Below are 12,846 nucleotides of genomic sequence, written 5' to 3'. Positions count from 1 at the left end.
CATGCAACAGCTCCCCAGTCACCGGCACTCGCCCTGGCATGCAGGTGAAAGGCAATTGCAGGAGAAGGTGGGCGTCGCCGAGCGCATGGAAGTGCTCGGGCAGAAGGTGATTCGCGACTACATGCCGGATCAGCATCGCGAGTTCTATCACCAGTTGCCCTTCATGATCGCCGCCGCCGTCGATGGCTCGGGCCAGCCCTGGGCGACCCTGATCGAGGGCGAGGAGGGCTTTGTCACCTCGCCCGATCCACGCAGCCTGTCGTTCGATCTCGACGCCATGGCGCTCGATCCACTCGACCCGGCCACCGCCGGCCTCGCTGCCGGCGAGGCCATCGGCCTGCTCGGCATCGAGCTGCACACGCGGCGGCGCAACCGTATCAACGGGCATATCCAGCGGGCCTCGGCGCAGCGCCTGGAGATCGGCGTGGAGCATTCCTTCGGCAACTGCCCGCAGTACATCCAGCTGCGCCACTATCAGCGGGTGCCCGAGGGGCGGGCCAGCGAGCGCTGGGATGCGCACGAGCTGGATGCGCGCAGCGCCGCGATGATCGCCAGCGCCGATACCTTCTTCGTGGCCAGCTACGTCGAGCACGACGATGGCCGGCGCTCGGTGGACGTTTCGCACCGTGGCGGGCGCGCCGGTTTCGTGCGCGTGCAGGGCAATCGCCTGACCATCCCGGACTACGCCGGCAACCTGCACTTCAACACCCTGGGCAACCTCAGCGTCAACCCGCGGGCCGGCCTGCTGTTCGTCGACTTCAGCAGCGGTGACGTGCTGCAGTTGGCCGGGCGTGCCGAGATCATTCTCGACAGCCCGCTGATCAGGCTGTTCGAGGGTGCCGAGCGGCTGTGGACCTTCGATGTCGAGCAGGTGGTCCTGCGTCCTGCGGCGGCGTCGCTGCGCTGGGCGTTCGAAGCCTACGCACCGACCAGCCTGATGACCGGCACCTGGGCACAGGCCGACGCACGGCTGCGCGAGCGCGAGCAGCGCAACGCCTGGCAGCGCTGGCGCGTAAGCAGCGTGCAGCAGGAGAGCGCCGATATCCGCTCACTGGTGCTGAAGCCTGAACTGGGCGATGCGCCACGCTTCGCCGCAGGCCAGCATCTGCCGATCCGGATCACCCGCGCCGATGGGCAGCAGCTGCTGCGCACCTACAGCCTGTCCAGCGCGCCATCGGATGCTCACCTGCGTATCAGCGTCAAGGCGCAGGGCCAGGTTTCCAGGCACCTGCACGAGCAGGTCCGGGTCGGCGACCTGCTCGAGGTACGGCCACCGCTGGGCAGCTTCACCCTCGATAGCGACAGCCCCCGTCCCGTGGTGCTGATCGGCGCCGGTGTCGGCATCACGCCACTGCTGTCGATGCTGCGCGAACAGGTGGCGCTGGGGCAGGGCAAGCGCATCCATTTCTTCCAGGGCGCACGTTGCCTGCGCGACCTGCCGTTCCAGGCCGAACTGCGTGAACTGCAGCAACGTGCTAAGGGGCTGTTGCACGTTCACCGCGCATTGAGCGCGCCAGAGGCCGGTGCCGAGCAGGGACGTGACTACGAACAACAGGGGCGGATCGATCTGCAGCAGATCAAGCACGCGCTGTCGTTCGATGACTACGACTTCTACCTGTGCGGGCCGGCGGCGTTCACTCAGACGATCTACGACGGCTTGCGCGACCTCAATGTGGCCGATGAGCGCATCCATGCCGAGGCGTTCGGCCCCTCGACGCTGACACGCCGCCAGGCCGGAGGGGCCAGTGAAGCGGCCCAGCCGCCTGCGGCGAGCGAGCCGGTGCCGGTGTACTTCACCGCCTCGGCCAAGGAGGCCCGCTGGACACCGGGCAGCGGCAGCCTGCTGGAGCTGGCGGAGAGCCGCGGGCTGACGCCTGAGTTCAGTTGCCGTGGCGGTTCCTGCGGTACCTGCAAGGCGCGGCTGGTCAGCGGTGCGGTGCACTACCCGAATCCGCCGGCACAGTTGCCGGAGGGCGATAGTGTGTTGATCTGCTGCGCGGTGCCGGCTGCCAGCGAAGAGCGCCAGAGCCTGGTGCTGGACCTCTGAGCGAGGCCCGGGCGCCTCTCAGGCCTCGCTGCTCATTCTCAGGGGCGAGGTGTAGGTCTGGCCGCAGATGCGATCACGTCCCTCGGCCTTGGCCCTGTACAGCTGCTCGTCGGCCCAGTTCAGGTGCTGCTCCACGCTGGCGCCAGCGTTCGGCGGCAGGGTCGCACTGCCGATGGACAGGGTCAGGACCGTGGCCACGTCCGAACTGCGGTGTTCGATGGCCAGGCGCTTGATGGCTTCCTGCAGGCGTTCGGCTACCTGGCGCGCGCCGGCTTCGTCGGTATCCGGCAGCAGGGCGGCGAACTCCTCGCCACCGAAGCGCGCGACGAGGTCATAGGGACGGTTCAGGGTGTTGGCCAGCGCCTGGGCGACGTCACGCAGGCACTGGTCGCCGCGCAGGTGTCCGTACTGGTCGTTGTAGCGCTTGAAGTAGTCGACATCGATCATCAGCAGCGACAGCGGCTTCTGCTCGCGCTGGGCCTGCGCTCTGGCCGCGTCGAAGCGCTCGTCGAAGCCACGGCGGTTGAGAATGCTGGTCAGGCCGTCGATCAGGGCCATCTGACGCAGGTAGTCGCTCTGCAGTTTCAGGCGCAGGTGGTTGATCACGCGCGCGCGGACCACCAGCGCGTTGAAGGGCTTGCGGATGTAATCCACCGCGCCGAGCTCGAAGCCCGTGGCTTCATCGTCCTCATGGCTCTTGCCGGTGACGAAGATGATCGGGATCTCGCTGGTTTCGGGGTTGGCCTTGAGGCGCCGACAGACTTCGTAGCCGTCCATGCCGGGCATGACCACGTCGAGCAGGATCAGGTCAGGGCGCAGTTCACGGCTGATGGTCAGTGCCTGTTCGCCATGGGTGGCCATGAACACATCGCACTCGGGACGAAACAGCTCGTGCAGAACCCGGATGTTGATTGGCTGGTCATCGACCACCAGCAGTTTTGGGCGTCCATGGAAAAACGGTTTCAGGCGCTCCAAATCAATCCCCTATGGCAGAGTGCTGTAAATCTTGAAGCAATCGCTTGGCTCGCTCGAAGTCAAGGGAGGTCACGGCCTGACGCAGCGCATCGAACAGGCTGTCGAGATGTTGCGGAGCATGGGCAGCGAGTGCCTGCACGGTCTCCAGCGCTGCAAGGTTGCCGGTATCGAGTTGTACCTTAAGCGCTTCCACCTCCTGCGTCCACAATCCAGTGGTCGTAGGCGCAGCAGGGCTGGCCGGCTCTGTGGGGATGGCGAACATCGCCTGCAGGCGGGCGTGGCTCTCCTGCAGCGACTGCTTGAGCTCGCTCAGCCAGTCATCGTCGCCATAGGCGCTGTCCGGGGTCTGGGCGAAACGCCGTTCCAACTCGGCGAATCGGGCGGACAGCTCCATGGCGCCCATGGTGCCGGAGGTGCCCTTGAGGGTATGCAGGTCCTTGAGCATGGCCGGCAGATCACGTGCCTGCCGGTGCGCTTCCAGTTGCGTCAGCTGCTTGTTCAGTTCGTCCGGGAGCAGGACCAGCATCGAGCGCAGCAGGTTCAGGTTGCCGCCGAAGCGCTTGAGGATGGCTTCGGCACCTTCCACTTTGCCCGGCGGCTGCGGGTCGCTCGCGGCAGCGTCGTCGAGGCCGCACCAGGTACGGATCACGGCGACCAGCTTTTCGATGTCGATGGGCTTGCCCACATGGTCGTTCATCCCGGCCGCGAGGCAGGAGTCGCGGTCGCTGTTCGACGCGTTGGCGGTCATGGCGATGATGGGTTGCGTCGGCTGACCCGACTGCTGGCGGATGCGCCGTGTCGCTTCCAGCCCGTCGATATCGGGCATCTGGATGTCCATGAGAATGGCGTCGAATGGCGGTTCGCTGCCCAGCGCCAGTTCGACGCCCTGCAGACCACCTTCCGCCAGGCTGACCTCGGCACCTTCGCCGATCAGCAGTTCGCGCGCCACCTGACGGTTGAGGGCGTTGTCCTCGACCACCAGCAGACGCAGGCCCTGCAGGCGCTGGCCCAGCTTGTAGCCCGGAACGGGCAGGGCGCGACTGTCGCCGTGACGTGCGCTGAGGATGCTGGCGATCAGTTGGCGTGGGGTCACCGGTTTGGTGAGGAAGCCGGCGAACGGGGCGTCGGCCTCGCTGTAGCGATCGGCCAGGACCTCGCGGCCATGGGCGGTGATCATGATCACCGTGGGCGGTGTGCGCTCGTTCTGCCCCTGTGCCCGCAGGCGCTGGGCCGCTTCCAGGCCGTCCATCCCCGGCATGCGCCAGTCCATCAGCACGATGTCGTAGGGCGGCTCGGCCCGCTGCACCTGGTCCAGCGCCTCCTGGCCGCCGACCGCAGTGTCGGCCAGCCAGCCCAGGCTGTGCGCCGTCTGCTGCAACAATTGCCGGGCCAGCGCGTTGTCATCGACGATCAGCAGGCGCAGGCTCTCCGACCGGTCTGCCGGCTCGGCCAGCAGATTCGCCTGCGCGCCGATGCCAAGCTCGATCTCGAACCAGAAGCGGCTGCCTTCACCCTGGCGGCTCTCCACCTGCAGCTCGCCGCCCATCAGTTCCACCAGGCGCTTGCAGATCACCAGGCCCAGCCCGGTGCCGCCGTAGCGCCGGGTGGTCGATGCCTCGGCCTGGGTGAAACCGTCGAAGATACGCTGCAGCTGCGCCTCGCTGATGCCGATGCCGGTGTCGCTGACGGCGATCTGCAGACGCACCTGGTGCGGCGAACACGCCACCTGATGCAGGCTGACGACCACCTGGCCGGATTCGGTGAACTTCAGCGCATTGCCGGACAGGTTGATCAGCACCTGCTGCAGGCGCAGGCTGTCGCCGCAGAGCACGTCCGGCAGCGAGGTGTCGACATCGAACATCACCTCGATGTCCTTGTCGCCCTGATTGCCGGCCAGTACCACCGCCAGGTCGCTGAGCATGGGCTCCAGCTCGAAGTCGTGGAGGTCCAGCTGCAGCTTGCCGGCCTCGATCTTCGAGTAATCGAGAATGTCGTTGAGCAGGCCCAGCAGCGAGTGAGCCGCTCCCTGGGCCTTGAGGATGTAGTCGAGCTGGCGCGGGTTGAGCTCGGTCGCCTGCACCAGCTGCAACATGCCCAGTACGGCGTTCATGGGCGTGCGAATCTCATGGCTCATGTTGGCCAGGAAGGCGCTTTTCGCCGCGCTCGCCGCATCGGCTTGCTCCTTGGCGCGGCGCAGGTGTGATTCGAGCTGCAGCTGGGCGGTGATGTCGCGGTTGATACCCGTCACCTTCGCCGGCCGGCCCATGGCGTCGTACTCGACGTGGGCGCCGGCCTGGATATGCAACACCTGGCCATCGGGCCTGACGATGCGGAACACCACGTCGAAGGTCGAAACCCGGGCGAGGGCCTCCTGCAGGCTGGCCTCCACGGCGGCGCGATCCTCCGGGTGGATGCGTGCCTGCCAGTGCCCGTAGCTGAGGCCTTGCTCGCGCTGCGACAGTGGGTAGTCGTAGAGCTCGAACATCCGCTCGTTCCACTGCAGCTGGCCATCGCCCGGGGTCCAGGACCAGATGCCCAGCTCGGCCACCTCGGCCGCCATGGCCATCTGGTCTCGCGCGGCGAGCGCTTCGCGGCGCAGCCGCTGTTCTTCGGACAGGTCGAGCGCGATGCCCAGGTAGCCGGTCAGCTGTCCGCTGGTGTCGCGCATGGCGGTCACCATCAGCGTCACGGCAAGCCTGGAACCGTCCTTGCGGATATAGGACCACTCGCGGCTCTCCGCGCCCTCCAGCTCCGACTTGTGCACGAAGACGCGAAAACCGCTGATCGGCTGGCCGTATTCCTCGCTCAGTTCACGGCTGCGCGCCTCCACCTCTTCGGGCAGGTGGAACACCGCCGGCTTCTGCTTGCCGATCATCTCCTCGGCGCTGTAGCCCAGCAGGCGTTCCGCGCCGCGATTGAACACGCGGATGGTGCCTTCCAGGTCGGTGGCGATGATCGACACCTCGGAGGCCGACTCCAGTACGTTGTTCAGCAGCAGGTTGAGTTCGCGCAGCTCCTGGGTGCGCTTGCCCACCTGTTCTTCGAGGCTGGCGTTGAGTTCGAGAATGCGTGCCTCGGCGGCTTTCTGCGCCGAGATGTCGCGCACGGTCTTCGACAGGCCGGTCAATACGCCACTGGCATCGATCAGCGGGGAGATCGATGCGGAAACGTCCACCAGGCTGCCGTCCTTGCGATGCTGCTGCGTATCGAAGTTGCCGATCGGCTTGCTCGCCGCAACGTTGGCGAGGATGTTTCGTTCTTCCTGAAAAAGGGCTTCGGGCACGATCAGTTCGATCAGCGTATGGCCGATGGCCTCGTGCGCGGTGTAGCCGAAGATCCGTTCTGCGCCGTGGTTCCAGCTGATCACCGTGCCATCGAGTGACTGACCGATGATACCGTCGCTGGAGCTTTCCACGATGGCGGCGGAGCGTGCCTGTTCGGCGAGGATCTGCCGATGGCGCTGGCGATTGACCAGCAGCACGCCGGCGAGGGTCGCCAGCAGCAGGCTGACCAGGCTGCCGACCAGCATCACCAGGCGCGGCGAGGCCTGGTGCAGCCCACCGACGAAACCGGGGTGGGCCAGCAGTTCAACCTGCCAGTCGCGCCCGTAGATATGCCGTGATACCGCATGCCGAGCGATGACGGGGGCATCGTCGCTGGCTTCGCTGGCGTAGAAATCGACGACATGCGCGGCGTCGGTGACGTCGCTCAGTTGCAACTGCAAGCCGTCGTTGCTCAGTTTCAGGCCTTGCAGGACCTCTTCGGTCAGCAGCGGGGCGTAGCTCCAGCCGATGCCCTTGGCCATGCGTTCCTCGACGCTGTCCGGGGTGACGGCACCGCGATAGATCGGCAGCAGGATAAGGAAGGATTGCAGGGGATTGCCGGTCGCCTGCACCAGGGTGATGGGCCCGGTGATACGCACCTCGCCGCTGGTCAGTGCGGCGAGCGCTGCGCTGCGGCGGTTGTCTTCCGACGCGATGTCCAGGCCGACGGCAGGGAGATTCTGCTCGACCGGCTCGATGTACTGGATGATGAAGCGCTCGCCATCGTGTGGCGTCAGCTGGCGAATCTCGAAACCGGGCCTGTCGTCGGCACGGGCCTGGGCGATGAAGCGCTCCTGTTCCGCCGCCGGCACCCGCCGGATGAAGCCGAAACCACGGGCGCCGGGAAACTCGCGGTCGACGTCACGCGTCTTGCTGTAGCTGATGAAGCGCTTGCGGGTGATGCCGCCGTCACCGCTGGCCAGCACGGCCCCGCGTGCCCCGCGCAAGCCGTACTGATAGAGCTCGATGCGCTTGGTAACGACATCCGCAGCGCGTTCCGTGGCTTTGACAAGTTCATCCCGGGCCTGTTTCTCGTTGCTCTGTTGTACCCAACCGGCCACCAGCGCGGTAGCGGCCATGCCCGTTGCGAAAGTCAGCAGGACGATCAGTCTCAATGTGGTTTCTTCTTTTCTGCGAGGTGATCAGTTGCGTTCGAGTGCCGGCAGCAGATCCAGGCTCTTGCGCAGTTGCTCGAAGGGCATGGGGCGGCAGTAGAAATAGCCCTGCATCAACTTGCAGCCCAGTGCGAGCAGTTGCTGCGACTGTTCGCTGCACTCCACGCCCTCGGCGACCAGCTCCAGGTCCAGTGCCTGGCCCATGCGTACGATGGCCTCGATGATCGCAGCATCGCTACGATCCGTCAGCATGTCGCGCACGAAACTCTGATCGATTTTCAGCACATCGATCGGCAGGCGCTTGAGGTAGGACAGGCTCGAATAGCCGGTGCCGAAGTCGTCGATGGCGATGCGCACCCCCATGTGCTTGAGCTCGTCGAGCAGGGCTCGGGTCTGGTCCATATCGCGCGCCAGCACCCCTTCGGTGATCTCCAGTTCCAGCAGTTCCGCTGGCAGGCCGGTGTCGTTGAGCACCTCCTTGATCATGTCGAGGAAGGACTCCTCGCGGAACTGCACCACCGAGATGTTGACCCCGACGCACAGGCGCTTGCCCTGGTCGAGCAGCAGCTTGGCGTCGTGGCAGGCCTGGTGGAGGACCTGCTTGCCCATCGGTACGATCAGGCCGGTTTCTTCCGCCAGCGGGATGAACTCGGCAGGGGAGACCAGTTCGCCGTCGGCTCGGCGCCAGCGGATCAGCGCCTCCATGCCGCAACTCTGCTGACGGCTGACATCGAAGCGAAGCTGGTAGAAGACTTCGAAGACCCCCGACTCCAGCGCGCTGCGCATATGGCTTTCGAGCAGGTGGCGGGCTCTGGCATCGCTCTCGATGCTCTGGGAGAAGAAACGATAGCGATTGCGACCCTCCTGCTTGGCCTGGTACATCGCGGCATCGGCCTGGCGATAGAGGGATTCGAGGTCGTCGCCGTCATCCGGGAACACGCTCACGCCGATGCAGGCGGACAGGTCGAAGCGACTGCCTTCGATGTTCATCGGCATCGCGATGACTTCCAGCAAACGCTCCACGTAGTCGCTGATCACCTCCGAGCGCTGGATATCGGTGGCCAGGATGACGAACTCATCACCGCCCTGACGGCTGACGGTGTCCAGGTAGCGTGATACCTCGGTCAGGCGTGCGCTGACCTCCTTGAGGATCCGATCGCCCGTCGAGTGACCCAGGGTGTCGTTGATGCCCTTGAAGTTGTCCAGGTCCAGCAACAGCAGGGCAAGACGGCTGCCGCTGCGCCGTGCTTTCTGCAGCATCTGCTCGGCGCGGTCACGCAGCAGCATGCGATTGGGCAGGTTGGTCAGCGCATCGAAGTAGGCCAGCCGCTTGGCTTCCGTCCGCAGGTTGAGGTGCGCTCGGACATGGGCGCGCACCACGGGAATGCTCAGCGGTTTCTGGATGAAGTCGATTGCGCCTTGCTCCAGCGCCGCCACTTCATTCTCCGTCTGGGTGTGCGCGGTGACGAACAGGATGGCGGCATCGCAGAGCTTGGCGTCGGCCTTGATCAGGCGGCACAGCTCGAAACCGCTCATGCCGGGCATCTCGATATCCAGCAGGATCACGTCTGGCCGACAGAACCGTGCGATCTCCAGCGCCATGCGCCCATCATGGGCGATATGCACCTGTGCCAACTCGTTGACTGCCGCTTGCAGGATCTGCAGGTCGCTGGACTGGTCATCGACGATGAGAATGACGGGAGATGGGTCGAACCTGTTTTCAGACATGCCATAGCTCCGGAACTCCGCTTTCCTGAGGGTGAGACTAGACCAGTTCATGACATGTGCAGGCCGTTTGCGCCGTGGTTCATGGCAGATAGTCAGCCGGTGCAGGGAGGGCCCGACGCTGGCGGTGCCGCGGCGGATTGGCTGCTCCGTGGCAACTGCGAGATTCAGGGCGTTTGGCGTCGGATTGGCCAGGTTTTGGCGAGGGGCGACGCGCCCAGGCAAGAGGGCTGCGCTGGGGGCGGAAATCGGATGGGCGGTCGTGCCGTGGGTGGCTGTTACCTGGCGCGGTAGGGCCCGAGGTGTCGGTTCAGGGCCGACAAGGGCGCTGCGAAGCGGGAAGGCTGCTGCCGTTTTTCACGAAAACGGCAGCAGTCTCGGATCATCCTTGTGGCTGTGCCTCTTCCAGCGATCTGCGGTAGGCGTCGGCTTCGTCCTGCGAGGGGAAGATACCGACCAGCTCTCCATTCTGGATCACATCCCAGACCACGGCTCCCATGGCGCGGGCTTCACGGGAAAGATGTTCGCTGTCACGCTCGTGCACGATCACGTTCATGCTTGTCTCCTCGAAATACGGATGCGGCGAAATGTCGCATTCCGTTTATACGCTTCGTTAGCAAGCTAATTAAGCCGTCGATCTGGCAAAGGACTGTTGCATCCATGCAACGAGCGAAATGGACTTTTCGTTGTCGTGGGGCACTCGGCGCCGGCGCGTGGCCGTGGCATGCGGGGTCAGGCACGCCCGTATTGCTGGCGATATTGCGCGGGCGTCAAGCCGGTCAGCGCCTTGAACAGGCGCCGCAGATTGGTCGCGCTGCTGATACCTCAGGATGGCGAAGTGCTGACGTTCTGATCCCGGCCTGCTGCGCGCTGCGTCATCCAGCGCCGGTACTGGCGAGTCCGGAAGATGTCCTTCACCTGCTGCGTCAGCAGTGCCCACAGCGGCGACACGCCGGGCTGGCTGTCCCGGCCCTGGCTGAGCTTGTGCAGCTGGTATTTCACCACTGCCATGTTCGCCAGCGAGGCCAGCACCTTGTTCTTCCAGGTGATCGGCGGCAGTTGCGGGGCGCTGCCCAGGCCGAGTTGCCAGTCGCGCGGCAGGTTCGGCTCGATGGCCAGTGCGGTGCCGATGCCGACCATCTCGATGCCACTGGCTAGCACGTCCTGGGCGATCGGTGCGCGACGGATGCCGCCGGTGACCATGATCGGCATGCGCGCCACCGCGCGAATCTCGCGGGCGAATTCGAGGAAGTAGGCCTCACGCGCCAGGGTGCGCCCATCGCGCGCCTGGCCCTGCATGGCCGGGGCCTCGTAGCTGCCGCCGGACAGTTCGACCAGGTCCACGTCCAGCTCGTTGAGCAGGCGCACCACCTGTTGTGCGTCGTCGGCACTGAAGCCGCCGCGCTGGAAGTCCGCCGAGTTGAGCTTGACTGCCACGGCGAAGCCGGGTGAGACCACGCCGCGCACTGCCTTGACGATCTCCAGCAGCAGGCGTGCGCGGTTCTCCAGCGAGCCGCCCCACTGGTCGCTGCGCTGGTTGGTCAGGGGCGACAGGAACTGGTTGAGCAGGTAGCCATGGGCGGCGTGAACTTCCACCCCGGTGAAACCCGCCTGTTCAGCCAGGCGCGCGGTGCGGGCGAAGCGCTCGATCACGTCCTCGATCACCGCCTCGGTCATCGCCTGTGGCGTGGCGAAGCGCTTCGACAGGTTGCCCAGTTCCAGCGGCACCGCCGAGGGCGCCCAGGTCGCTTGGCCCAGGTTGGCCTGCATCTGCCGGCCAGGGTGATTGATCTGCAGCCAGAACTGCGCCCCCTTGGCGCGGCCAATGCGGGCCCAGCGCTGGAAGCGGGCCAGCTGCTGCTCATCCTCCAGCACCACGCCACCCGGCCCGGTCATGGCGCGCCTGTCGACCATCACGTTGCCGCTGATCAGCAGGCCGCTGCCGCCCTCTGCCCAGGCCTCATACAGGCGCAGCAGCGGTTCGGACGGCGCGTGGTCGGCGTCCGCCATGTTTTCTTCCATCGCCGCCTTGGCGATGCGGTTGGGAAGGGTCGAGCCATTGGGCAGGGTGAGACTGTCGAACAGATTCATGGGGGGCTTCCTCGGCTGAGCGTGAGGTGACCTTAACTTTAAAGTTCACTTTAATGTCAATGGCCCATTTCATCCCGGAGCAGTATTTTTGCAACCCTGAAAAAACAGTGTTCGAGCCGCTTGACGCTGGGTGGCCGGCTCGTCAGCGAGTAGGCTGCCTGCCTACCTCTTCACACGTTTGCCCGGCTCGTTCATCTCCCCCAGATTCATCTTCGACAGCACCCGCTTGGCGTTGGCTGCACAGTCCAGGTCACCGGGTTTGCTCTCGATCTCGTGGATCAGCGCGAGCAGGTGCGTCTTGCTCTGGGCGAGCCGCTGCTCCAGTGCTTCGATGTCGCGGACCTTGCCCTGCAGGGTGTCGAGCAGCTTGCCATGCTCCCATTGCGACAGGTCCTGCGGCAGCAGGCTGCGCAGCTCGTCGAGGCTGAAGCCGGCCTGCTGGGCGGTGGTGATCAGGTTGAGCACCAGCACGGCTTCTTCCGGGTAGCTGCGATAGCCGTTCGCCTGACGCTCCACCAGCTTGAGCAGGCCGATGCTCTCGTAGAAGCGGATACGCGAGGCTGCAAGCCCCGTGCGCGTCGCCAGTTCACCAATCTTCATCTCTGTCCCGCCACTCTGAAAGGTCGTCCGATTAAGCCTAACTTTAACCTTCAGGTCTGGCCATGAGCGACCTCGGGTGCATGCAGGTTTGGCGAAATGTGCCCGGCAGGGTGCAATGCTTCGCGTCTATGCTTGTCTGACTTTTCAATCCGGCAAGTCTCCGGCTCGCGACAACTTCTTCACCAGGCAGACCATTTGAAGCGTTCGATACTCACCGCAGCCCTGCTGTGTCTGCTCCTGAGCCCGCGGGCCCATGCGGATGCGTATCGAGTGATCACCGAAGAGTGGGCACCCTACAACTATCGGGAAAATGGCCGGCTCACGGGCATGGCCACGGAGATCGTGCGGGCGATCATGGCGTTGACCGGTGATGACTTCGAGATCGCCCTGCTGCCCAGTATGCGCACCACGCGCACGCTGCAGAGCCAACCGCACACGATCATGTATTCGCTGTTTCGCACCCGCGAGCGCGAGCCGCTGTACAAGTGGGTGGGGCCTATCCTCGAAGAGTCCATCCATCCCTATCAACGGGCCGATACGGCACAGCCGATAGACACCCTGGAGCAACTGCTGCAGGCGCCACGTGTCACCACCCGGCATGCCGGCCTGGTTCCCGATGTGTTGCAGTCGCTGGGGTTCACCAACCTGGACAAGAGTGCGGCCGAGAGCTATCAGCTCTACCGCATGCTGCTGGCGGGGCGCACCGAGGTGATAGCGGGGGACACCGATGCCGGCGTGGCGTACTACTGCCGGCAACTGAACATCGCCACCGATGCGCTGCGGCAGATACCCGTCGAGCTGTATCGCTCGTCGTTGTACATCGCGTTCAGCCGGGACAGCGACGATGCCCTGGTCAGCGCCTGGGCCGATGCCCTGGAGCAGCTGCGCCTGTCGGGAGAACTCGCCCGCATCCAGAGGCGCTACGAGCAGATGCCGGCGCGCTAGAGCCAGGGCGCAGAGCCAGCCAGAG

General features: G+C 65.1%; 9 protein-coding genes. 2 read left to right on the top strand and 7 right to left on the bottom strand.

The window, feature by feature from the left end:
- The first annotated feature begins 1 nt into the window (after nucleotide 1).
- The gene (locus tag EWH21_RS13925) at nucleotides 2–2,047 is read left to right on the top strand and encodes a pyridoxamine 5'-phosphate oxidase family protein (protein ID WP_277698596.1); all 2,046 of its coding nucleotides are present in this window, start codon (nucleotides 2–4) and stop codon (nucleotides 2,045–2,047) included.
- Nucleotides 2,048–2,065: 18 nt separating this feature from the next.
- On the opposite strand, the gene EWH21_RS13920 is transcribed toward EWH21_RS13925, so the two are convergent.
- The 7 genes from EWH21_RS13920 to EWH21_RS13895 all read right to left on the bottom strand — a co-directional run bounded on the left by EWH21_RS13920 (nucleotide 2,066) and on the right by EWH21_RS13895 (nucleotide 11,876).
- Entirely contained in the window at nucleotides 2,066–3,022 is a 957-nt protein-coding gene (locus EWH21_RS13920; RefSeq protein WP_277698595.1) for a diguanylate cyclase, read from the bottom strand.
- 1 nt (nucleotide 3,023) lies between these two features.
- Nucleotides 3,024–7,460 (bottom strand): CHASE domain-containing protein, encoded by a 4,437-nt coding sequence (locus EWH21_RS13915; RefSeq protein WP_277698594.1) that lies wholly within the window; start codon nucleotides 7,458–7,460, stop codon nucleotides 3,024–3,026.
- A 27-nt stretch (nucleotides 7,461–7,487) separates the two neighbouring features.
- Nucleotides 7,488–9,188 carry an EAL domain-containing response regulator gene (locus tag EWH21_RS13910; RefSeq protein ID WP_277698593.1) on the bottom strand — a complete coding sequence of 567 codons (1,701 nt, stop codon included), beginning with the start codon at nucleotides 9,186–9,188 and terminating at the stop codon, nucleotides 7,488–7,490.
- Nucleotides 9,189–9,567: 379 nt separating this feature from the next.
- The gene (locus EWH21_RS13905; RefSeq protein WP_167494343.1) at nucleotides 9,568–9,741 is read right to left on the bottom strand and encodes a hypothetical protein; all 174 of its coding nucleotides are present in this window, start codon (nucleotides 9,739–9,741) and stop codon (nucleotides 9,568–9,570) included.
- A gap of 176 nt (nucleotides 9,742–9,917) precedes the next feature.
- The gene (locus tag EWH21_RS24000; RefSeq protein ID WP_341870008.1) at nucleotides 9,918–10,007 is read right to left on the bottom strand and encodes a helix-turn-helix transcriptional regulator; all 90 of its coding nucleotides are present in this window, start codon (nucleotides 10,005–10,007) and stop codon (nucleotides 9,918–9,920) included.
- Between the two features lie 3 nt (nucleotides 10,008–10,010).
- On the bottom strand, nucleotides 10,011–11,276 hold the full coding sequence (locus EWH21_RS13900; RefSeq protein ID WP_277698591.1) for an NADH:flavin oxidoreductase/NADH oxidase family protein: 1,266 nt from the start codon (nucleotides 11,274–11,276) through the stop codon (nucleotides 10,011–10,013).
- A 162-nt stretch (nucleotides 11,277–11,438) separates the two neighbouring features.
- Entirely contained in the window at nucleotides 11,439–11,876 is a 438-nt protein-coding gene (locus tag EWH21_RS13895) for a MerR family transcriptional regulator (protein ID WP_037047965.1), read from the bottom strand.
- 195 nt (nucleotides 11,877–12,071) lie between these two features.
- On the opposite strand from EWH21_RS13895, the gene EWH21_RS13890 reads away from it, so the two are divergent.
- The gene (locus EWH21_RS13890) at nucleotides 12,072–12,821 is read left to right on the top strand and encodes a transporter substrate-binding domain-containing protein (RefSeq protein WP_277698590.1); all 750 of its coding nucleotides are present in this window, start codon (nucleotides 12,072–12,074) and stop codon (nucleotides 12,819–12,821) included.
- Nucleotides 12,822–12,846 lie beyond the last annotated feature (25 nt).

This window comes from Pseudomonas sp. REST10 (assembly GCF_029542605.1).
GTDB classification, from domain to species: Bacteria; Pseudomonadota; Gammaproteobacteria; order Pseudomonadales; family Pseudomonadaceae; genus Aquipseudomonas; species Aquipseudomonas khazarica.
This window is presented reverse-complemented; position numbering and strand designations above follow the sequence as displayed.

Excerpts from the sequence above, each read along its gene's own strand:
- EWH21_RS13905 (WP_167494343.1), bottom strand. The coding sequence starts at position 9,741 with ATGAACGTGATCGTGCACGAGCGTGACAGCGAACATCTTTCCCGTGAA.
- EWH21_RS13895 (WP_037047965.1), bottom strand. The coding sequence starts at position 11,876 with ATGAAGATTGGTGAACTGGCGACGCGCACGGGGCTTGCAGCCTCGCGT.
- EWH21_RS13900 (WP_277698591.1), bottom strand. The coding sequence starts at position 11,276 with ATGAATCTGTTCGACAGTCTCACCCTGCCCAATGGCTCGACCCTTCCC.
- EWH21_RS13925 (WP_277698596.1), top strand. The coding sequence starts at position 2 with ATGCAACAGCTCCCCAGTCACCGGCACTCGCCCTGGCATGCAGGTGAA.
- EWH21_RS13910 (WP_277698593.1), bottom strand. The coding sequence starts at position 9,188 with ATGTCTGAAAACAGGTTCGACCCATCTCCCGTCATTCTCATCGTCGAT.